The sequence below is a fragment of the Dysgonomonas sp. 521 genome (assembly GCF_010501055.1).
In the GTDB taxonomy this organism is placed as follows: Bacteria; Bacteroidota; Bacteroidia; order Bacteroidales; family Dysgonomonadaceae; genus Dysgonomonas.
This window is the reverse complement of record NZ_QVMO01000007.1, coordinates 18262-40553: the sequence shown is the minus strand read 5'-3', so window position 1 is coordinate 40553 and position 22292 is coordinate 18262. Positions and strand designations below refer to the sequence as shown.

23 protein-coding genes are annotated in these 22292 nt (G+C 41.9%); 15 read left to right on the top strand and 8 right to left on the bottom strand.

Annotated features, from left to right (window positions below; genetic code table 11):
* The first annotated feature begins 26 nt into the window (after window positions 1-26).
* The 3 genes from D0T84_RS03700 (at window position 27) to D0T84_RS03690 (ending at window position 4015) form a co-directional block, all read left to right on the top strand.
* Window positions 27-1385: a glucoamylase family protein gene (locus tag D0T84_RS03700; RefSeq protein WP_163306160.1), complete on the top strand. Its 1359-nt coding sequence runs from the start codon at window positions 27-29 to the stop codon at window positions 1383-1385.
* A 67-nt stretch (window positions 1386-1452) separates the two neighbouring features.
* On the top strand, window positions 1453-3213 hold the full coding sequence (locus D0T84_RS03695) for a family 43 glycosylhydrolase (RefSeq protein ID WP_163306157.1): 1761 nt from the start codon (window positions 1453-1455) through the stop codon (window positions 3211-3213).
* Window positions 3214-3250: 37 nt separating this feature from the next.
* Window positions 3251-4015: a dienelactone hydrolase family protein gene (locus D0T84_RS03690; RefSeq protein ID WP_163306155.1), complete on the top strand. Its 765-nt coding sequence runs from the start codon at window positions 3251-3253 to the stop codon at window positions 4013-4015.
* A 118-nt stretch (window positions 4016-4133) separates the two neighbouring features.
* Here the strand turns inward: D0T84_RS03690 and D0T84_RS03685 are convergent, their stop codons facing one another.
* From D0T84_RS03685 to D0T84_RS03650, 8 genes are all read right to left on the bottom strand, one after another.
* Complete coding sequence (locus D0T84_RS03685; RefSeq protein ID WP_163306153.1) at window positions 4134-4916, bottom strand: prephenate dehydrogenase/arogenate dehydrogenase family protein; 783 nt, start codon at window positions 4914-4916, stop codon at window positions 4134-4136.
* A 10-nt stretch (window positions 4917-4926) separates the two neighbouring features.
* Window positions 4927-5988 carry a bifunctional 3-deoxy-7-phosphoheptulonate synthase/chorismate mutase type II gene (locus D0T84_RS03680; RefSeq protein WP_163306151.1) on the bottom strand — a complete coding sequence of 354 codons (1062 nt, stop codon included), beginning with the start codon at window positions 5986-5988 and terminating at the stop codon, window positions 4927-4929.
* Between the two features lie 273 nt (window positions 5989-6261).
* A complete protein-coding gene (locus D0T84_RS03675; protein ID WP_163306149.1) occupies window positions 6262-7428 on the bottom strand; it encodes a pyridoxal phosphate-dependent aminotransferase in 1167 nt (388 codons plus the stop codon).
* Between the two features lie 64 nt (window positions 7429-7492).
* Window positions 7493-8371, bottom strand: coding sequence for a prephenate dehydratase (locus D0T84_RS03670; protein ID WP_163306147.1), 879 nt, complete (start codon window positions 8369-8371; stop codon window positions 7493-7495).
* Between the two features lie 307 nt (window positions 8372-8678).
* Window positions 8679-8885, bottom strand: a complete 207-nt coding sequence (locus D0T84_RS03665; RefSeq protein WP_163306145.1) for a helix-turn-helix transcriptional regulator — start codon at window positions 8883-8885, stop codon at window positions 8679-8681.
* A 3-nt stretch (window positions 8886-8888) separates the two neighbouring features.
* On the bottom strand, window positions 8889-9368 hold the full coding sequence (locus D0T84_RS03660) for a DUF2975 domain-containing protein (protein ID WP_163306143.1): 480 nt from the start codon (window positions 9366-9368) through the stop codon (window positions 8889-8891).
* Window positions 9369-9524: 156 nt separating this feature from the next.
* On the bottom strand, window positions 9525-10352 hold the full coding sequence (locus tag D0T84_RS03655; RefSeq protein WP_163306142.1) for a hypothetical protein: 828 nt from the start codon (window positions 10350-10352) through the stop codon (window positions 9525-9527).
* Between the two features lie 91 nt (window positions 10353-10443).
* Complete coding sequence (locus tag D0T84_RS03650; RefSeq protein WP_163306140.1) at window positions 10444-11184, bottom strand: hypothetical protein; 741 nt, start codon at window positions 11182-11184, stop codon at window positions 10444-10446.
* A gap of 450 nt (window positions 11185-11634) precedes the next feature.
* Here D0T84_RS03650 and kdsA point away from each other — a divergent pair, with 450 nt between their 5' ends.
* From kdsA to D0T84_RS03590, 12 genes are all read left to right on the top strand, one after another.
* Entirely contained in the window at window positions 11635-12429 is a 795-nt protein-coding gene (gene kdsA, locus D0T84_RS03645; RefSeq protein ID WP_163306138.1) for a 3-deoxy-8-phosphooctulonate synthase, read from the top strand.
* A gap of 4 nt (window positions 12430-12433) precedes the next feature.
* Window positions 12434-13138 carry a 2-phosphosulfolactate phosphatase gene (locus tag D0T84_RS03640; protein ID WP_163306136.1) on the top strand — a complete coding sequence of 235 codons (705 nt, stop codon included), beginning with the start codon at window positions 12434-12436 and terminating at the stop codon, window positions 13136-13138.
* 90 nt (window positions 13139-13228) lie between these two features.
* Complete coding sequence (locus tag D0T84_RS03635; protein WP_163306134.1) at window positions 13229-13594, top strand: YraN family protein; 366 nt, start codon at window positions 13229-13231, stop codon at window positions 13592-13594.
* A 449-nt stretch (window positions 13595-14043) separates the two neighbouring features.
* A complete protein-coding gene (locus D0T84_RS03630) occupies window positions 14044-14433 on the top strand; it encodes an MmcQ/YjbR family DNA-binding protein (RefSeq protein ID WP_163306132.1) in 390 nt (129 codons plus the stop codon).
* Window positions 14421-15152, top strand: a complete 732-nt coding sequence (locus tag D0T84_RS03625; protein ID WP_163306129.1) for a biotin--[acetyl-CoA-carboxylase] ligase — start codon at window positions 14421-14423, stop codon at window positions 15150-15152. The genes D0T84_RS03630 and D0T84_RS03625 overlap by 13 nt, the downstream gene beginning before the upstream one ends.
* A gap of 188 nt (window positions 15153-15340) precedes the next feature.
* The gene (gene argR, locus D0T84_RS03620) at window positions 15341-15796 is read left to right on the top strand and encodes an arginine repressor (RefSeq protein WP_185155682.1); all 456 of its coding nucleotides are present in this window, start codon (window positions 15341-15343) and stop codon (window positions 15794-15796) included.
* A 46-nt stretch (window positions 15797-15842) separates the two neighbouring features.
* Window positions 15843-16442 carry a GNAT family N-acetyltransferase gene (locus tag D0T84_RS03615; RefSeq protein WP_221413112.1) on the top strand — a complete coding sequence of 200 codons (600 nt, stop codon included), beginning with the start codon at window positions 15843-15845 and terminating at the stop codon, window positions 16440-16442.
* Window positions 16439-17644 (top strand): argininosuccinate synthase, encoded by a 1206-nt coding sequence (locus D0T84_RS03610; RefSeq protein ID WP_163306123.1) that lies wholly within the window; start codon window positions 16439-16441, stop codon window positions 17642-17644. Before D0T84_RS03615 ends, D0T84_RS03610 begins: the two co-directional genes overlap by 4 nt.
* A 52-nt stretch (window positions 17645-17696) precedes the next feature.
* Window positions 17697-18071, top strand: a complete 375-nt coding sequence (locus tag D0T84_RS03605; protein ID WP_185155681.1) for a GxxExxY protein — start codon at window positions 17697-17699, stop codon at window positions 18069-18071.
* A gap of 66 nt (window positions 18072-18137) precedes the next feature.
* Complete coding sequence (gene argC, locus D0T84_RS03600; protein WP_163306121.1) at window positions 18138-19106, top strand: N-acetyl-gamma-glutamyl-phosphate reductase; 969 nt, start codon at window positions 18138-18140, stop codon at window positions 19104-19106.
* Window positions 19107-19500: 394 nt separating this feature from the next.
* On the top strand, window positions 19501-20628 hold the full coding sequence (locus tag D0T84_RS03595; RefSeq protein ID WP_163306119.1) for a glycosyltransferase family 4 protein: 1128 nt from the start codon (window positions 19501-19503) through the stop codon (window positions 20626-20628).
* Between the two features lie 66 nt (window positions 20629-20694).
* Window positions 20695-22056 (top strand): hypothetical protein, encoded by a 1362-nt coding sequence (locus D0T84_RS03590; RefSeq protein ID WP_163306116.1) that lies wholly within the window; start codon window positions 20695-20697, stop codon window positions 22054-22056.
* The last annotated feature ends 236 nt before the right edge of the window (window positions 22057-22292 follow it).

Sequence of the window (22292 nt, the reverse complement as noted above, 5' to 3'; positions counted from 1 at the left end):
AAAAGAATTAAAATAGTATATATATAATGAAAACAATATATGTATCCCTCATTTTAATATTGTTGCTTGGTGTGAGCAGTTGTAAAAACAAATCGGAAAACCCGTCCGGGGAACAATCCGGATCTGCGCTAGCCATTACAGATGACGCATTGCTTGACAGTGTCCAGCACAGAACATTTAATTACTTCTGGGATGGAGCCGAGCCAACGAGCGGGATGGCTCGCGAACGTTTTCATGTCGATGGTGTATATCCGGAAAACGATAAGAATGTTGTTACATCGGGCGGAAGCGGATTTGGCATAATGGCTATCGTTGCCGGAATAGACAGAGGTTTTGTGACGCGCGAGCAGGGGCTCGAAAGATTGACCCGGATAGTCTCTTTTCTTGAGAAAGCTGATTCTTTTCATGGCGTATTTCCGCATTGGTGGGATGGCGAAACAGGAAAAGTAAAAGGATTCAGCGATAAGGACAATGGGGGAGACCTCGTTGAAACGTCTTTCCTTTTGCAAGGCTTGCTGGTAGCGCATCAGTATTATATCAGCGGTTCTGTAGCTGAAAAAGCTCTTGCCGCGCGTATAGATAAAATATGGCGTAATGTGGACTGGAACTGGCACCGTAACGGACAAAACGTATTGTACTGGCACTGGAGCCCCGACCATTCGTGGGATATGAACTTCCCTATCCGTGGTTATAATGAATGCCTGATTACGTATATCCTTGCTGCCTGTTCTCCTACTCATGGTACTCCTGCTGAGGTATATCATGAAGGCTGGGCTGAAAACGGAAAGATAATAGGGCCGCACGAGCTTCAGGATTATACTCTGAATATGAGATACCAAAGCAATAGTGGCGTAGGGCCTTTGTTCTGGGCTCATTACTCATTCCTCGGATTAAATCCGACCGGATTGAAGGATAAATATGCCGACTATTTTCAGGAAATGAAGAACTATACACTTATCAACAGGGCGTATTGTATCAGTAATCCGAAAGGTTACAAAGGCTATGGCGAAGACTGCTGGGGATTGACTGCCAGTTACTCCGTCAACGGATACTCGGCCCATGAGCCGGACGAGAAGGGAGACCTTGGGGTTATAGCCCCTACAGCGGCGTTATCTTCTATCGTTTATACACCCGAAGAATCGATGAAGGTAATGCGTAAGTTGTATAGCATGGGAGATAAGGTATGGGGACAATACGGCTTCTATGACGCGTTCAGCGAAACGGACAACTGGTATCCTCAGCGTTATCTGGCTATCGATCAGGGGCCTGTTGCCGTAATGATAGAAAACTACCGTTCACAGTTGATCTGGAAACTTTTTATGAGTCATCCCGATGTTCAGAAAGGACTTAGGAGGCTGGGATTCGAATCGCCTTCTTTAAATTAAATATTTTGTAGGTCTGGGGGCTATTCCCTAATGTATAGCCTTCAGGCTGTTTCTTTTAATAAATGCCATGAAAGATCTTTATCGAATATTATTTCTTGTTATCCTGCTTTCTTCAGGATTATGCCTGTCGGCTCAGCAAAAGACATATTGTAATCCCGTCAATGTAGATTATGGTTATGGTCCTATCCCCAATTTTGTAACATGGGGTAAACACAGGACTTCCGCCGATCCGGTAATTGTAAATTATAAAGGGGATTATTATCTTTTCTCCACCAATCAGAGCGGATATTGGTGGAGTAGCGATATGCTCAACTGGAACTTCGTTTCACGCCGTTTCCTTACTCAGGAGGCCATTGACAATACCCCTAATAAATGGGACGACCTCTGCGCTCCGGCCGCATGGGTGCAAGGCGATTCCCTGTGTGTGTTCGGCTCCACATATTCACGGCTATTCCCTATATGGGTAAGTACGAACCCCAAAGAAAATCGATGGTCTAAGGCTGTCGAGCATTTCGATATAGGAGGCTGGGATCCGGCTTTCTTCGTAGATGATGACAGCCGCCTGTATATGTACAACGGCAGCAGTAATACATACCCCCTGTATGGGATAGAGTTGGACAGGAAAACCTTTCGCCCTATAGGTACACGTAAAGAAATGCTGCTTCTGGATGATAATAAAATAGGGTGGCACCGTTTTGGCGAACACATGGACAATACATTCCTCAAGCCTTTTATGGAAGGGGCATGGATGACTAAGCACAATGGTAAATACTACTTGCAGTGGGGAGGTCCCGGAACAGAATTCAGCCATTATGGCGATGGTGTCGCCATCGGTAATAATCCTCTCGGGCCTTTCGAGCATGTCTCATTGCCACTCAGTATGAAGGCCGGCGGATTTATCCGCGGAGCAGGTCATGGCGCAACCTTTCAGGATAACTGGGGTAATTACTGGCATACATCTACAATGGTTATCAATGTGAAAAATAACTTTGAACGCCGTATCGGTATATGGCCTGCCGGGTTCGACAAAGACGATGTCATGTATTGCAATACAGCATTCGGAGATTATCCGCATTATATCTCCAATGGTAAGGCAGACCACCAGGAAAGCCGCTTTACCGGCTGGATGCTCCTGAACTATAATAAGCCTGTTCAGGTTTCTTCCACGCTGGGTACTTTCTTTGCAAACAATCTGGTAGATGAGAATATAAAGACATACTGGAGCGCGAAAACAGCCGGTAAAGGCGAATGGCTGATCTCAGATTTGGGAGAAGTGTCTACCGTTCACGGTATCCAAATCAACTATGCCGATCAGGATGCCGAATTTATGGGAAAGCAGCACGGAATATATCATCAGTATATCGTATATAGCTCACTGGATGGGAAAAACTGGAAAAAATTAGTAGATAAGAGTCAGAATAAAAAAGATGTTCCGCATGATTATGTAGAACTTGAGAAACCTGTGGAAGCCCGTTATCTTAAAATGGAGAACGTCCACATGCCTACAGGTAAATTTGCTGTATCAGGCTTTCGGGTATTTGGCTATGGTGCCGGACAGAAGCCCGGGCCTGTGAAGCAATTTGTAGCTTTGCGTAATGATGATACGGACAGGCGCAACGGCTGGCTCAAATGGCAACCTGTAGATAATGCCTATGCTTATAATATTTATATTGGCACAGACCCCGATAAACTGTACAATTGTGTAATGGTGCACAATACCAATGAATATTATTATCCGGGTATGGATAAGACAAAGTCCTATTACTTTGCTATAGAAGCTATAAATGAGAATGGTACGTCGGAATGGGTAAGAACTGAGGCTTTATAATTACCTTTAATGCAGCAATATTAAAAGTATGGTAACTATGAAGAAGAGTCTTTTTACATTCGTTTTTCTCGTCTATGCCTTTTTAGGCTATGCCCAGTTCAAGCCCGCGTCTTTTATGGTAAACGGGTACACATTGCCCTACAAGGTAATGTTCCCTCAGGATTATGATGAAACAAAAGCATACCCTTTGGTTCTATTCCTGCATGGGGCAGGGGAGCGCGGCAACGATAACCAGAAACAGCTGACACATGGGGAGCAATTCCTGATCGATAACTTCCATGTGTCTGATCCGGCCATCGTAATAGTGCCGCAATGCCCGGCAGACAGTTATTGGGCAAATGTGGTAAGGCACCAGATAGCGGATAAGATGACATTGACATTCGGGGTGTCTGATGTGCCTACACAGCCGATGACCACGCTTATGGCCCTTGTGGATAATTGGCTCTCGTCCGGTAAAGTGGATGTAAGCCGGGTATATGCCGGAGGCCTTTCTATGGGCGGCATGGGTACATTAGAGTTAATATGGAGAATGCCTCATACATTTGCCGCGGCATTCCCTATATGTGGAGGAGCTGATTTGACCAAGCTGCCGCTGTATGCGGAGAGTACCGCTGTGTGGATTTTCCACGGTAGCGACGACTCTGTTGTTCCTGCACAAAACTCAAGGGATATCTATAAAGCGCTTAAATCGTTAGGCTGTGATGTGGAATATACAGAATACGAAGGCGTTAACCATAATAGCTGGGATAGTGCATTTAAGGAAAAGGATTTAGCTGCATGGCTATTCCGGCATAAGAAATAAGGTTGGGTTTATACAACCGTGAGTGGTTTTTAAAGTAAGGTTGATGAATGCTCTTTGAGCGAAAAGACCGCAGGAGGACATTGTTTTAATGCGGTCTTTCTGTTTGATTATTAGTTGGTTATACTTTTTCGGCAATATTAGCCCTTACTTTGGTCAGGAATTTTAGCATTTCGGCACTATCCTTCTTTTCAATAATGCCTAACAGGTGCTTCAATTCTGCGCGTATACCTTCTACCTGAGCAGGAGTGTAGGGGTTGAAAAGAATCTCTGTCAACAGGAAATCGTCTTCCGATAAGAGCCCTTTGGCTATATTCATGTGGCGCTTAAATGTTGTTCCCGGAGCATCCTGATGCTTCATAACCGAGGCGAATACCAATGTAGAAGCAAAAGGGATGGAAAGCGAGTAGGCGATTGTTTCGTCATGCTCTTCGAATGTATATTCAAATACATTCAGTTTAAGGCTGTTGTACAAATCCTTAAAGAATATCTTCCCCCAGTGGTTCGATTCTGATATCACTATCGCGCTCTGTGTACTTAAATCGGTCAGATTAGCGAAAGTAGGCCCAAACATAGGATGCGTAGAGGCAAAAGGCCTTCCTGTCTTTTTATAGAATTCTCTCAGCCCTGTCTTTACAGACGCTATGTCGGATAATATACAGGTTTCGTCCAGATATGGCAAGACCATTTCGAATGCTTGTATCGTATATTTTACAGTTGCCGCATTGATGACGATTTCCGGATTAAAGTCCCTTATTTCCTCCGGATTGCTCATTCGCACCACATTGTATACGAATCTCAGCCGTTTGGGGTCAATGTCAAAAACAGCAACCTCATGATCGAAGCTAAGTACATCTGTAAAGAAGGAGCCCATTTTTCCGGCTCCGAGTATTAGTATTTTCATATCCGGGTGTTTACTTGTTCAAAATTACGACCTGTTGCCTTACAGATTCTTCGTGTATCGCCTCCAGAACTGTATGCATAAAATCAGGATTCATGCCCATGTTTTCGGCCTGATTGATACGTTTCTGTAATATCTCATCATAGCGGTCGGTCTGAACGACAGTCATATTGTGTTCTTTCTTGAATGTCCCTATCTCGCAGGAGATGCGCATACGTTTTGCCAGAAGTTCGAGCAACTGGTCGTCCAGTTCGTCTATCTGCTTACGTAGGTCAGACAGGTCTTCTGTAGATTGTTTGCCATCACGTATAATCAGTGCGCTCAGTATTTCTTTCAACCGGGCAGGAGTTACCTGTTGAGCCGCGTCACTCCACGCGTTTTCGGGGTCGCAGTGAGTTTCTATGATTAGTCCGTCATAATTCAGGTCCATAGCTTGCTGCGACAAAGGTTGTATCAAATCACGTTTTCCTCCGATGTGGCTTGGGTCGCAGATAATCGGCAGGTCTGGAAATCGGCGTTGAAGCTCGATTGGGATATGCCACTGGGGCAGGTTACGGTATATCTTTTTATCATAAGAGCTGAACCCGCGGTGTATTGCTCCTATTTTGGTCAGCCCTACGTTGCTCAGGCGTTCCAGCGCACCTATCCAAAGTTCAAGGTCGGGGTTTACAGGGTTCTTTACCAATACGGGGATATCCACACCCTGAAGGGCTTCCGCTATTTCCTGTACGGCAAACGGGTTCGCTGTAGTACGTGCACCTATCCAAAGCATATCTATTCCGTATTTGAGGGCTTCATAAACGTGCTTCTGCGTGGCAACTTCGGTAGAAACGTACATGCCTGTTTCCTGCTTTACTCTTTTCAGCCATGCCAGCCCTTCGCTGCCAACTCCCTCAAAACCACCGGGCTTGGTGCGGGGCTTCCATATTCCGGCACGCAGTATTTTTATACCATCGGCAGCCAGTTGTTTGGCTGTGTTCATTACTTGTTCTTCTGTTTCGGCACTACATGGGCCGGCAATCACAAGGGGGCGTTTGGGGTCGATACCCGGTAATAAAATTGATTCTAGTTTCATATTGATTCGTTGTTTATTTGATTATTCTAAGTAACTGTTTAAATTTTATAGCAAATCTTATGATGGTTTGTAGGAATAAAACAGTTTCTAAATGTATGTGAAATATTTTTTGTCATGTACTATGCTAAAAAGTGACAAAAGTGACATCTTTTTGCCTGTTTTTATCTGTTACTTTTTCTACTTTGCATCTTATTGGGGTGGGCGCTCCCAACCCCTATAATAGATAAATTAAAAATCATTTCATTCATAGAAGAGAAATTCCCCCTGCGGGGGTTAGGGGGCTTCTTTTATCCTCTCCAATGCCTCTTTCAGCATCTTTTCGTTGCAACAAAGCGATATGCGTATATAGCGCTCTCCTTTATCCCCGAAAATAAATCCGGGAGTAAGGAATACTTTCGCTTCGTACAGCATCTTATCGGCTAGTTGTTCACTGCCCTTGTAATGTGCGGGGATTTTGCCCCACAGGAACATGCCCGACTGGTTCTTGTCGAAAGTACAGCCCAGTTGGTTCATAATGGCTTCGGCATACTGGCGGCGACCGGCGTATATCTTTATATTGTTTTCTTCGTGCCATTCCGGTGAATTGTTGAGGGCTGCAATTGCTGCATATTGCATAGGCTTGAAAATACCGCTTTCGATATTGGTCAGCACTTTCATAATCCATTGTATAAACTGTGCATTGGATGCAAGCATTCCGATACGCCACCCCGGCATATTATGTGACTTGCTCATCGAGTTGAGCTCTATGCAAACATCTTTTGCTCCTTCCACCTGAAATATACTCAATGGTTTCTTGTTCAGTATAAGGCTGTAAGGATTGTCATGCGCGATAACGATATTGTGTTTTTTGCCAAAGGCTACAATCTTTTCGAATAATTCGGGGGTGGCATTAGCCCCGGTAGGCATATTCGGGTAATTAATCCACATCAGCTTCACATTGGATAAATCCATTTTTTCCAATGCATCGAAATCCGGTTGCCAGTTCCTGTTTTCGTCCAGGTCATAGTTTATGATATTAGCGCCTACCAGCTTGCTTACAGAACTATATGTAGGATAGCCCGGATTAGGTACCAGTACGCCGTCGCCGGGATTGAGGAAAGCCATCGAGATATGCAAGATACCCTCTTTGGAACCGATAAGCGGCTGTACCTCCTTGGCAGGGTCTAACGTGACGTTGTATGTCCTTTTGTACCAGCCGGCAATTGCCTTTCTGAATTCAGGGATACCCACATGCGGCTGATAACCGTGCGTATCGGGTTTTGAAGCATATTCATTCAAAACTTTGGTCGTTTCTTCCGAAGGCGGCAGGTCTGGGCTACCTACTCCCAGGCTGATAACATTCAGTCCGGCTGCATTCATTTCGGCTACTTCTTTCAGCTTTTTTGCGAAGTAGTATTCTTCAACTGAGTTTAAGCGGTTGGCGGGTTTTATTGTATCCATATTCGAGCCCCCTTAGTCCCCCGAGGGGAAATACAGAGAGGGTGTCTGTTTAGTTAGTTAATAATTATATTTCTTTACTCTGGGTTTCCCCCTCTGGGGGATTAAGGGGGCTTTGTTTACCATCTGGATATTCCCCCAGCATTTTCAAATCACTTGTCAACGGGCGTATTGCCTGTAGCGATTGCTTGTAGCGGGTCAGGTCGGAGAACGTCAGGTCTACATAGAACTGGTATTCCCATTCACGCCCGATTATAGGCAGCGATTGTATCTTGGTAAGGTTGATGCCATAGAAAGAAAATACGGATAATACTTTCGACAGGCTGCCTTCGTTGTGTGGCGTGGTGAATACAATAGATGATTTGTTCAAAACCTCATTCTTTTGCAGTTCGTCTACCACCCACGGATTCCCAAAAATAAGAAAGCGAGTAAAATTGTGCTTGTTAGTCTCAATTCCCCTCGCTAAAATGTTCAGTCCGTATATTTCGGCAGCCTTTGTGCTGCATATTGCAGCCGTAGACGACAGGTTCTTCTCAGCCACATCCTTTGCAGCCAGAGCCGTATCTTCATGCTCTATGATTCTCACACCCGGGAGCGTGTCCAGAAATTCGGTGCACTGCATCAGTGCTATCGGATGCGATTCCACTTCCTTGATGTCATGGATCGTCTTGCCGGGCAGGGCTGCCAGACAGTGGGAGATGCGCTGTTTGTATTCTCCTGCTATGGGCAGTTTGTTTACCTTGAGCAACTCGTAGTTGCCCAGAAGGCTGCCGGCTATTGTATTTTCTATAGCCATAATGCCGATGGTGTTCGGCTCTTTTTTGATGGTGGCAAAGATGTCTCGAAAAGTGATGCACGGGACGATTTCTACTTCTTCCCCGAAAAAATTCTCCGCGGCTATCCCATGATAGGCACCCAGTCCTCCTTGTATTGCAACTCTTTTCATACTGTAATTAATTATAAAAAAAATCCTGTCATACCTGACAGGATTCTATATATTGATATTGCTTTATTTCATTTCAATTTTCTCATACAAAATCCTGTCTTACCTTTTAAAGTAAAAGTAAAAAAAGAAAAAGTATGTATAAGAAAAATTCTTCATTCTAATGTTTCTTGTTTTGAATGTGAGTACAAAAGTAATACTTTTTTGAATATTGCAAACAATTTATTGTTTTTTTATTCAGAAATATGTTTTTCTTATTTCCTCATAATTTTGAGTTTTACCTTTGTTTCTATATAATTCAAACCGCTTCTTAATCCTCTACATATTCCAATATGTCACCCGGCTGGCAGTCTAATGCTTTGCATATTGCCTCTAAGGTGCTAAAGCGGATAGCCTTTGCCTTCCCTGTCTTTAAGATAGAGAGGTTAGATAATGTAAGATCAACTCTTCCTGAAAGTTCGTTAAGAGAAATCTTTCGCTTTGCCATCATCACGTCTAAGTTTACAATAATTGCCATACCTTAAATTGTCAAGTCATTTTCAGATTTCATATCTACGGCATTCTGCAATATTTTTTCAAATATTGCAGCCGCAGTTGCAACTACAACAGAAACGAAAGTGGTCATGATACACATGGCAAGAAAACCCGCGGGGTCGTCATCTTTGCTGTGGAATACCTTTATGTATAGTCCTGCTGCTGCAATTAATATGCTTAATACGATTGCGCAATATTTTATACTTTTTAAGGCCTTGACAGAATTTTCAGAGAATACTTTGTTTTGTCCGATATATCCAAGTAATCTGAATGCTTTGTACAACGCTACAAAAAAAGGAATCGACGCTGCATATCCATACAAAATGAACTTGTCGGAGTAAATGCTGAACAAGTCTAAGTTTGTGGCTCTTCCCTCTGTTAAGGGAAACCAAATCAAAAAGGCAAGTGCTACCAAGCTGATAAGCACGATGACTGCCTGAAGGAATACGATTGAAATTCTTTTCATAATGATCTTTTAATTTATTTCACATTGCAAAAATAATAAATATTTATCGAAAAACAATAAATATTCAGTGTTTAACAAAAATGAATTTCTATTTCACTCACATTCCTTATCAGGGGCTGTTTTTATTCTTTATGCAGTTACATTCTTATAAAGGAATTAACGGATGCAGCATCCCAACTTTTTGCAAGCGGACAAAAAATCAGTTCGGAATGCCGTTGCATTAAATCCTTCCAGTTTCTTCTGTTTGTCAACTAAAATTTGGGTAGATTCATACAATAATCCGAATATGTATGCACAAATCGCATCATCGGATAACAATCCTTTTAGTTTTTCAAAATCCGGCTTAACGCTATAATGACCTACGTTGTAGGAGTAATGTTCTGTATACGAAGTTGGGTTGTCAACCCTTTTCTGAAAACGGAATGGCCAAGGGTCGCGATTTTCAATCAATTCTACATCTATCCAGAGATGTTCCATACACCCTCCATAATCATTGCATAACTCCATTTCGAGATTGCCAAAACGGCTTCTAATAATCTCAGAAACTTTCTGTGTGCTCTTTTCTGTTATATTTGCATGGAATGCTACCTTCAGAGGTTGTCCTGCGGGTCTCAGCCGACTTTTGGGGAACTCTCTGATTACTCCATTTTTGAAAGTCCCATATAGAGTGAAGTGCATAATTTTTGTACATGATTGGTTCATTATGCCGATTTCCTTCTTGTGAAGGATATTATCAATTTCTTTGACAGCGAGCGCTTTTGGAACCAATGAACTTTTATTGGATGAAATGCACAGATAGACTTCATCATCTGTAAACATATTGTTTATTGCCTGATTTACAATTTCACTTTTAAAATCTTTGCTAACCCCGCAATAATGCCATTTTACTTTGCCCTCACTCTGCGCCACTTCCCCGTCTTCATCAAGCCAGTTTGCTAAATAATATTTACTCTGATATGCCCTGAATAATTGTTTTGCATCCATTGTTAAGTAATAATTGTATAGTTTCTAAATCAATTTTATAGAGCTGTTACTCATCTTATGGCTGATATGTTTTCTCTCGTTTATTCATTGCTTATTTCCAAAACTGCCACCACGCCTTTCTCGGCAATCTTCCCGGTGCTAATTGGTTTATACTCCATCTCAGCCTGCTTCTCTGCGAAGCGGGCAGCCTGCTTTGTTCAAGTATTGTTATCAGTTTTTCCACGGCAGAGGTGTATCGGTATCTGTCTATCAGGTCTATGGCTTTATAGAAATACTCTTTCTTTTCGAGTAGGACTAAGACGGTATCTTCCAACTCGTCTTTCGGGGTTAACGCATAGATAGAATTTTGCAGGTCGGAACGGATTTCCTTATCATCCGTTTCGTTGTACATTTCTATCAATCTTTCCCTTCGTTCTTTGTCTGCCGGGTCTATGTATTTACCTTCTGTGAGCGGAAAGTCCAGATCGTCCTGATAATCGCGTACAAAGTCGTAATAATAACAGTACTCCGCGTCCTCATCCGATAATCTGTTTGCCGCGTTCAGGAAATTTTTGATAGTCCTGCTTACCGGAGCAAGGTCTCTCATATCATGAATCTCAATGCACACCATTCCTTTCAAGGGGCCATCTGTATATACACATACATAGTTAGAATCCCAATCACGGAATAATGGTATCAGGGGTATTTTCCCATCAGACATATCTTCTGAGAATCGATCGGGATAATTCTCATCTGCAAACGTAAACACTCCCCTTTGTCTGAAATATCTTAATGCGTCAATGTCGGATTCCGGAACTCCGATTTGTTGGAGTTTACCTAATAAATAATCCATAGTTAATTGTCTCCTTCATAAAGTGTAGACTAATATAGATAGTTTTTACGGAAAACGCAAAAATATCTGTTATATACAGCATTTCAGGAGTTATTATAATAAGATACCCGCTATTTCCTACAACTTACTCCCTTCACCTTTCACCTTTCACCAAGTTTACGTGGGCAAACAAATTTTCCTTTTAGATCACGAATAAAATTTCTCAAAATGGTATAATGTTTGTACCTTTGATAAGTAACTGTTTAAATTTTATACGAATATTTTATTATATCTTTTTCTTCGTTCATTTTTAGTCTGTTTTCGGCTGTTTTTTCCTTTCTCTCAACTCAAATAGCCCGCTATTATCGTTTCGAGGAAGAAAAAAGCATCTCTAAAACAGTTCTAAAAATTTGAACGAATAAAATTTAAACAGCTACTAAGTATTTGAGCTAGTGATCAAACAAATAAAAAATGAATATATCAGACTTAAAAAACGATAACTTCTTCCTTTTGGCAGGTCCATGTGTTATCGAAGGGGAAGAAATGGCACTTCGCATTGCCGAAAAGGTAAAGACAGTTACCGACAGGTTGAATATACCTTATGTTTTCAAAGGTTCATATAAAAAAGCAAACCGCTCTCGTGTAGATTCCTTTACCGGAATAGGTGACGAAAAAGCGTTGAAAATACTCCGCAAGGTAGGAGATACTTTCGGGATACCTACAGTGACTGATATACACGAAACGCATGATGCCGCTATGGCTGCCGAATATGTAGATGTATTACAGATACCGGCATTCCTCTGCCGCCAGACCGACCTGCTGATTGCCGCCGCAAAAACAGGGAAGATAGTGAATATAAAGAAAGGGCAATTCCTTGCACCAAGCGGTATGCAGTTTGCTGCACAAAAAGTAGTGGATTCGGGCAATAACAATGTGATCCTGACTGATAGGGGAACATCATTCGGATATTCCGACCTTGTTGTCGATTTCCGTGGAATACCCGAAATGAAAGAGTTTGGATTCCCTGTGGTGCTGGATGCTACACATTGTTTACAGAAACCAAATCAGGCGTCAGGAGTAACCGGCGGCCAGCCCAAACTGATAGAAACCATGTGTAAGGCGGGTATTGCTACAGGTGTAGACGGATTGTTTATCGAAACACATTTCGACCCGGCTAATGCTTTGTCGGATGGTGCGAATATGCTTCCGCTTGACCAGCTTGAAGGATTGATGGAAAAACTGATACGTATAAAAGCTGCTTTGTAAAAGGATGAAAGTAGATATTTGTTTTTCTCCGGCACTGTATCCTTACTATGCTGACAGCAATGATTATATAGTTGTGGTGGTAGATATATTCAGGGCAACTACAACCATGTGTGCCGCCTTGAAGAACGGGGCGAAGTGCATCATTCCCGTTGCCTCCATCGAAGAGGCGCAGGCATACAAGGCCAAAGGCTATCTGGTAGGAGCCGAGCGTAATGTGAAACGTTGCGACTTCGCCGATTTCGGTAATTCTCCGTTCGATTATGCAAAAGAAGTTGTAGAAGGAAAAGAAGTTGTTTTCACGACTACAAACGGAACCCAAGCTATCGATGCCGCCAGCGATGCGGATATTCTGACTATCGGCGCGTTCTCCAATATCAGTGCCCTGACAGACTTTTGCGTAAATAAGCAAAAAGATGTAATCGTACTTTGTGCCGGATGGAACAATCGTTTCAACATAGAAGATACACTTTTTGGCGGGGCGTTGGCTGCAAGGCTGATCGACAGGGGATATGTTTTCTCCTCCGATGCTGTGCAGGTTGCTTTATCAATGTGGAAAGAAGCGAAGCCGGATGTAAGGGAGTATATTAATCGCACGGAACATATCAAGCGGCTTGAAGCGAATAACTTACAGGATTCTGTAGAATATTGTTTGACGGAAGACACAGCATCCTTAGTTCCAATTTACGACAGTCTACAGTTAACAGTCTAAAATGTGCCAATATGCCAATGGCGCAAAGCGATGTAATCATTTGCTAATTAATTGGCATATTGGCACATTATCTAATTAGCATATTGAATTATGGCTCAACACAACGACCTAGGCAAAAAAGGAGAAGAAGTAGCTGTTGCCCATCTCAGGCGAAATGGCTATGAGATTATTGATACCAATTGGGTCTGTGACAAATATGAAATAGACATCATTGCCCGTAATGAAGAATTTATTATTTTCACAGAAGTAAAGACCCGCAGTTCCGATTACTGGGAAAATCCCGAAGACGCGGTGTCGAAAGGAAAAATCAGAAGGATTGTTGAGGCTGCTGATTTTTACCTCAGGGAAAACGATATAGACCAGCCCGCCCGTTTCGATATAATTGCGGTAATGTGGGATGGCAGGAAATTTGAGATAGACCATATAGATGATGCTTTTATGGCTCCGGTAAATTAGTAACTGTTTAAATTTTATTCGTTCAAATTTTTAGAGATGTTTTAGAGATGATTATTTACATACGCTTCGCTCCTGTGACCGCTGGTTGAGTTGAGTGAAAGGAAAAAACAGCCTAAAACAGGCTAAAAATGAACGAAGAAAAAGGTATAATAAAATATTCGTATAAAATTTAAATAGTTACTTATGCCAATCAGTAGTTGAGAAATGGCTTGAAAAGCCAAATCTTCATAACCGCGGGTCATTGACCTGCGGAAAAAGGATGAGCAATACCAGCTGTCTGAAAGACAGGACATACTGTGTGTCCTGCCGCTTCGGGCAGGGGGAGTGTAATTGCCCCTTGCTGCGTAAGCTACGCTGCGCTTGCATACGGTTAGGAAGATTCTGCCTTTCAGGCAGGAGTTGAGCTGCTTTCAACCCCTGATTCGCATTACTTAGATAAGTAGAATGTTATGAATATAGAAGAAGCCCGTGAAGCCTGCCTGTCTGTAAAAGGTGCTACGGAAGGTTTCCCGTTTGGAGAAGATGTATTAGTCTATAAAGTAATGGATAAGATGTTCGCCTATATGGGGCTGGAATCCAGAGACGGCGAGTTCTGGCTGAATATGAAGTGCGATCCCGAAAAGGCAATCGAACTTCGCGAGCAATATACAGGGGTAATGCCGGGTTATCATTCCAATAAGAAATACTGGAATACGATTATTCTTGAAAGTGATGTGCCCGACACGCTCATTGTAGAACTGATACAGCACTCGGTAGATGAAGTGATAAAAAAATTGCCGAAAGTAAAGCAAGCGGAGTATAATAATCTGCCAAACAGTGAAGAGCCGTGGCCGGAATAATCCATATTAAAGAAACAGACTCCACCAATAATTACCTGAAACAGCTTGCTTCGGAGCAAAAACCGGATGAAGGCTTTGTCGTTTGGGCCGATTTCCAGTCTGCGGGAAAGGGACAACGCGGAAATAGCTGGGAATCGGAGGCTGGCGAGAATCTTTTGTTTAGCACTATCCTTTATCCCGGTATGGTAAAGGCGGGGGAGCAGTTTATACTTTCTCAGGCAATCTCGCTGGCTGTCGCCGGTTGTTTGCAAACATACACAGACGGCATTAGTATAAAATGGCCGAATGACATCTATTGGAGAGAGAAAAAGATTTGCGGTATATTGCTGGAGAATACGCTCATCGACGACAGCATAGGGCAATCTGTAGCGGGGATCGGGATAAATATCAACCAGGCAGAATTTAAAAGTAATGCGCCTAATCCTGTGTCTTTGGCACAAATTACTGGGATTAAGTACAACTTGGAGCACATATTGGACAATGTGTTGAGTAACATCTCATTGTATTATGATGCGATAAAAGCCGGAAAAAGCGATGAAGTTGTAAAACATTATAAAGGATCCCTTTTCAGAAGGGAGGGCTATCACCTTTACAACGATGGGCAAACCGATTTCCTAGCCCGTATAAAAGACATAGAACCTTCCGGAATCCTTGTTCTGGAAACAAAAGATAATGCCGAAAGACATTTTGCTTTTAAAGAGGTAAAGTATGTACTGTAAACATAGGGTGAAGTCTGTCATCTCCGTCTCATTGGATTGCAAATCCGAAAGAACGAGAGTCCGCAATGGCATCCGTATCGAAAGAAAATAGTCATCCATCAATATTTTTATATATTTTTTATCATTAATATTTTTTAATATGCAATATTGTGTATATTTTTGCATTGTTTTTGTATATTTATTCACGTATGACAAAGAGATTCAGACATAAAATTATAAAGGAAATATTGCAGACAAATGAAGTCAGTAGTCAGGATGTGCTTCTCAAAATATTGATAGAGAGAGGATTCGAGCTAACGCAGGCAACACTGTCTCGTGATATAAAGGAATTGAAAATAATAAAAGTGCCGACCTCAAAAGGCGGATATACATATCAGTTATCCGAAAATATAGCGGCTATGCAGGATGAAACGCCTCTTTCCTCATTGGGATTTGCCAGCATCGAATTTTCGGGACAGTTGGCAGTGATAAAAACCCGTCCGGGATACGCGATGGGGATCGCCGGAGAGATAGATAATAAGGCTTCGAAATATATATTGGGTACGGTAGCCGGCGACGATACCATATTGCTGATACCCAGAGAGAATGTGAGCAGGGAAGAAGTTGTGGCTTCATTATCTGCGTTTATAGCAAATTTAGAATAGACCTACTAAGATGAACAATATAGAAGAACTTGTGATAGAAAAACCGATGGAGCAAGAAGAAATCACAATACAGATAGCCAACGAGCACCATCTCGAATATGTGCAAACTATACTGGATACAATAGAAGCCGCTGCAAAAGTACGTGGCACGGGGATTGCAAAACGTAGTCCCGAATACCTGGAGCTGAAAATAAAAGAAGGCAAAGCTATTATAGCGTTATATGGTAGTGAGTTTGCCGGGTTCTGTTATATCGAATCGTGGGGCAACAAGCAATATGTTGCAAACTCCGGGCTTATCGTAGTCGAAAAGTTCAGGCAGCATGGCTTGGCAAAGAAGATCAAGCAGCACGCTTTCTCATTGGCAAGGGCTATGTTTCCCGAAGCGAAGGTCTTTGGGTTGACATCCGGAGCTGCCGTAATGAAAATCAATACGGAGCTTGGTTATGTGCCTGTCTCATTCGCACAGCTGACTGATGATGAGGCTTTCTGGCGTGGTTGCCAGGGGTGTGTAAACTATGATGTGCTTACACGTACCGAACGTAAATACTGTATTTGTACAGCGATGCTTTTCGATCCCGAAAAGCAGAAAGAGAAGAAAGAAATAAAATCAATCATAAAAGACTTAAAGAAGCAATTGAAAAAATGAAAAAGAAAGTCGTTTTAGCATTTAGTGGGGGATTAGATACATCTTTTTGTGCCAAATATTTATCAGCCGATCTGGGCTATGAGGTTTATACAGCAATAGCCAATACCGGAGGTTTTTCGCCCGACGAACTGAAAATTATAGAAGAAAAAGCATATAAACTGGGTGCCGCTAAGCATGTGAGCCTCGATATCACACAGGAATATTACGAAAAGAGCATCAAATATATGATTTACGGAAATGTGCTGCGTAACGGTACATATCCTATTTCCGTAAGTTCGGAACGTATTTTTCAGGCAATTGCAATTATTAATTACGCGAAAGAAATAGGTGCGGATGCCGTAGCGCACGGTAGTACAGGCGCAGGTAACGACCAGGTTCGTTTCGACCTGACTTTCGATGTGCTTGCTCCCGGTATCGAGATTATAACCCCTACGCGTGATATGTTGCTGACCCGCGAATATGAAATCAACTACTTGAAAGAGCATGGTTATGAGGCTGATTTCACAAAGATGGAATATTCTATCAATAAAGGCCTTTGGGGTACAAGTATCGGAGGCAAGGAAACGTTGAAGTCGGACCAGACCCTGCCCGAAGAAGCATACCCTTCCCAATTGGAGAAACAAGGTTCGGAAACATTGACTATCGACTTTGCAGAAGGAGAAATAGCCGCTGTAAACGGAGAAAAATACACAGATAAGGTAAAAGCTATTCAGAAGATAGAGGAAATTGCATCGGCCTATGCTATCGGGCGTGATATGCATATCGGCGATACTATTATAGGTATCAAAGGACGTGTAGGCTTTGAGGCTGCCGCTCCGCTTGTCATTATCAATGCGCATAAAATGCTCGAAAAACATACGCTTACCAAATGGCAGCAATACTGGAAAGATCAGGTAGGTAACTGGTATGGCATGTTCCTTCACGAGGCACAGTATCTTGAGCCTGTAATGCGTGATATTGAGGCGATGCTCGATAGTTCGCAGCGTAATGTTACAGGACGTGTTATTATTGAACTGAAACCTTATCATTATACACTTGTAGGTGTGGAAAGCGACTTTGACCTGATGAAAGCCGACTTTGGTGAATATGGCGAAATGAATAAAGCATGGACTTCGGATGACGCAAAAGGTTTTACAAAAATATACGCTATGACAAATAAGATTTATCATAGTGTGCAGAAGAAAAACGGAAAAGAGGACTAATTTTAGTAAGAGTTAATTAACCACGGAGTAAAGGGAGTAGCACGGAGTCTGTATGATAAAAGAAGAAGAACTAACAGGTACAATATTAAAATGTGCATATGCGGTGCATTCTGAGTTAGGTCCGGGGTTGTTTGAAAAGGTTTACGAAGAATGCTTATTTTATGAATTAACAGAAAGCGGGCTATCTGTGGAAAAGCAAATAGAATTGCCTGTCAAATATAAAGGAATTGAGATTGATGCAGGCTATCGTATAGATTTATTAGTTGAGGAAATTGTAATCATAGAATTGAAATCAGTGAAAGAGTTGATAGATATTCATACCGCGCAACTTTTGACCTATATGAAGCTTTCCGATATAGAAATCGGTTTCTTAATGAATTTTAATGTAAAATCACTAAAGGATGGCATAAGGAGGTATATTCTATAAAAACTCCGTGTTACTCCCTTTACTCCGTGGTTAAATAAATTTACTCTGAGGTTAAATAAAATAACAATGATAAAAGCAGGAATAATAGGTGGCGCGGGCTATACCGCCGGCGAACTGATAAGGATATTACTCAATCATCCGCAGGTAGAACTCATATTTGTAAACAGTACGAGCAATGCCGGAAATAAGTTGACGGATGTACATAGTGGGCTGCTGGGCGAAACAGAAATGAGTTTTACCGACCAGTTGCCTTATGACAAAATAGATGTACTGTTCTTCTGTACAGCACATGGCGATACCAAAAAGTTTCTGGACGCGAACGAGATACCCTCTCACTTGAAGATAATAGACCTGTCTACGGACTACCGGCACAAGGCAGAAGGTAATAAATTCGTTTACGGATTACCGGAACTGAACAAAGACGAAATCAGCAAATCTTATTATGTAGCCAATCCCGGATGCTTTGCAACAGCTATACAGCTAGGTCTGTTACCTTTAGCTAAGGCAGGGAAGCTAAATTCTGAAATCCATGTCAATGCTATTACAGGCTCTACAGGCGCAGGAGTGAAACCTTCCGCTACGTCGCATTTTAGCTGGCGCGAAAATAATATATCCGTTTATAAAGCATTCGAACATCAGCATCTTACTGAAATAAAGCAATCGCTTAGCCAGTTGCAGGCGGATTTTGCAGGGGAGATTAACTTTATCCCTGTACGTGGCAATTTTACACGAGGGATTTTTGTTTCTACATATCTCAATTATGATGGTACGATAGAGGATGCTGAGAGATTATACAAAGAATATTTTCAGGATAGCCCGTTTACTATTATATCCGATAAGAATATCGACCTGAAGCAGGTGGTAAATACAAACAAATGTGTATTGCATCTGGAAAAGCATGGCAATAAGCTACTGATTCTTTCCTGTATAGATAACCTTGTCAAAGGTGCTTCGGGACAGGCGGTACACAATATGAACCTGATATTCGGGCTGGAGGAGACCACCGGACTAAACTTGAAAGCTTCTGCATTTTAAAGTAAGAGCCTGTTTAAATTTTATAGCAAATTTTTTTTATAGCTATTTTTAGATGGATTTTATCATTTTTGCTAGCCGAACCAACAGTCAGCGGAGCTAATTAGCGGGCTAAACCAAGAGTAAAAAGGGAATTGAAAATCGGCGGAGCCAAAAATACGGTAAAAAGAGCATAAAAAAATTGCTAAGAACTATTGACCTGAACCTGTAATAAAAATTTTCGCTAAAATTCAAACAGGCTCTAAGATTATTTTCTCTTTGTCATGCTGACGAAGGAAGCATCCCGTCTATATTTGTTATATGAGATTCTTCACTTCGTTCAGAAACATCGTTTGGCAGAGCAAAGTGGAGCCAATGACAATAAAATAATTTTTATCTTTACTTAAAAGAATAGATTATGAATGTAACATACGTAACCAATTTTCCTTCAATAGATATCAAGCACTGGTCAGGTATTGTTTATTTTACAGCAAAAGAGCTGGAGCAGAATGCAAATGTCGATTATATCACAAATTTGCAGGAAGATTGGACATTCTCACTGAAAGTAAAGAACAGGTTATTTGGAGGTAGTAAAATATATAGGGCAGACCGTTCTCCCGAATTTGGGAAGAGTTATGCCCGTCAGATTGCTGCTCGTTTAAAGCCGTCTGCCGATATCCTTTTTTCTCCAGGTTCCACATTGATGTCTTATCTGAAAACAGATAAGCATAAGGTTTTTTATACAGATGCTACATTTGCGTCTATGATTAATTATTACGACTATTTTACAAATCTCAGCTCGCAGTATATCAAGGAGGGTAACCGGATGGAGCAACTGTCACTGGATACCAGTAGTCTGGCTATCTATAGTTCGCAATGGGCAGCAGATAGTGCCATAAAAGACTATAATACAGATCCGGCTAAAGTAAAGATTGTTCCTTTCGGTGCAAATATATCGACCTACTTGCCCTTGGATGAGATAAAAGACGCTGTGAAAAAGAGGGATGAAAATGTTTGTAAAATTCTTTTCCTTGGCGTCGACTGGTTTCGCAAGGGCGGGGATATTACGATTGAGGCCGTTAAATATCTGAATGAAGAACTGCATCTGCCGACCGAATTACACATTGTTGGTATAGATAGCTTACCTGTGGATAATCTGCCACCTTATATCATCAATCATGGAAGAATCAGTAAAGCTACCCCCGAAGGCATGAAAAGGGTGGAAGACCTGATTTTACAAAGCCATTTCCTGTTTATCCCCTCACGGGCAGATTGTACGCCTATCGTATTTTCCGAGGCTATGTCTTATGGAGTTCCGTGTGTATCGGCAGCCACAGGCGGTATTCCTTCCATTGTGAGTGATACAAATGGCATTATCCTTAGTCCGGATGTATCTCCGAAAGATTATGCTGAGCATATATACAAGGTCTTTGAGGATAAAAAATATTATAATGAACTGGCTTTGTCAGCTTACAATGATTTCGAAACACGCCTGAACTGGGATACGGCAATGAAAACCATTGTAGGATATATGAAGGAATTATAATAAGGTTTATGGAAAAAAGCTATATAAAGCATCTATTTTGTATAGAACTGACAAAACCTTATAATCATGAAACAGATGAAATTTGAAGTAGACTACCAGACTAAAAAAGACCTTGAAATATTTGAAACAGTAAAAGACGGTACGTCTGTTTTCGGTCTGTTCAATCATACTCAATGCGTTGGCGGCAGACGTAAGCTATATGAGTTCTTGTCTAATCCGTTGGCCGATTTCAGGCAAATTTCGGAGCGTAAAGAGTCCATAGCCTTCCTGCAAAAACATTTTCCGGCAGGGCTGAGCCTGGATAAGGATGCTTTGGATTTTACCGAGTTCTATCTCCGGCAGCCCGACCATCCTACGCGGATGCCTTCATGGTTTACAGCTATAGAGCGGATGATTGCAGATAAAATCAGTACGAATGCGAACGAATACTATCTTGCAGAGAAAGGTGTGACCTCTACAATAGACCTGTTGAAAAATATACATGCTTTTTCGCTTTCCCTTTCGCAGAAGATGTCAAAAACGGATGCGCCGGCTCATCTGTTGAAGAATAATGAAGAAGTACTGGCTATCTTTTCCAAACCGGAGTATAAAGAGATTCTGGATATGAGGAGATACAAATCTTATGATATAATGAGGTTTGATTTTATGTTTCGTAATACCGATAAGAAACATATTCTCTTTTTTCTTAATCTGGTGTACGAGTACGATGCTTTTTTCGCCGTGGCTAAAGCAGCCGAAAAACATCAGATGGAATACCCGGAGATATTACCCGATACGCAATCCGTCCTTGATATACAGGGGCTTTTCCATCCTTTCCTGGCAGGGGCGGTAGGCAATGATGTCCGTTTCGATGTTGATTCCAATCTGTTATTTATATCAGGGCCTAATATGGCGGGCAAGTCTACATTCCTGAAAGCGCTCGGTATAGCGGTATATCTGGCTCATGTAGGTTTCCCTGTTCCGGCCAGTGGAATGAAATTCGGGATATTGTCGGGGCTAAGTACGACAATAAATATTTCGGATAACTTAAATTCCGGCTACAGCCATTTCTATGCCGAAGTAATGAGGATCAAGGATGTCGCAGAAAAACTGAAGTCGAATAACCGGATGATGGTTCTTTTCGATGAATTGTTCAGGGGAACGAACGTAAAGGATGCTTATGATGGCACAGTGGCTATTGTTTCGGCATTATCCAAGATAAGAACCTCCTTTTTTGTAATCTCCACACATATCGTTGAGGCGGCGGAAGAATTACAGCCAAAAGACAATATCCAGTTCGGGTATTTTGATATACGGCAAGAAGACGGCCATCCGGCATATACTTACAAATTGAAAGAAGGAGTGTCCGATGTCCGGCTGGGGATGTACATTATCAATAAGGAGGGATTGATAGAACTGATAAATAATATAAGTAATGTCAATCAGTAGTTGAAAATATGATTAATATAATCGTTCTTTTAATTTTTATTCTGCGCGCAATCACAGATTGCTTACCTTACTTTTGGCCGAAGCTCGCTACTGCCGCGCCCTCCCGGGCTTGCCCCTTCTTTTGGCATTGCCCAAAAGAAGGCAAAAGGCTAGTGCTTTGTCCCTCGGCGACCCACCAACGGCTGGCCGGCTAAACGGGACGAAACTCGCCTGCGGCTCGGACAACATCCCGTTTC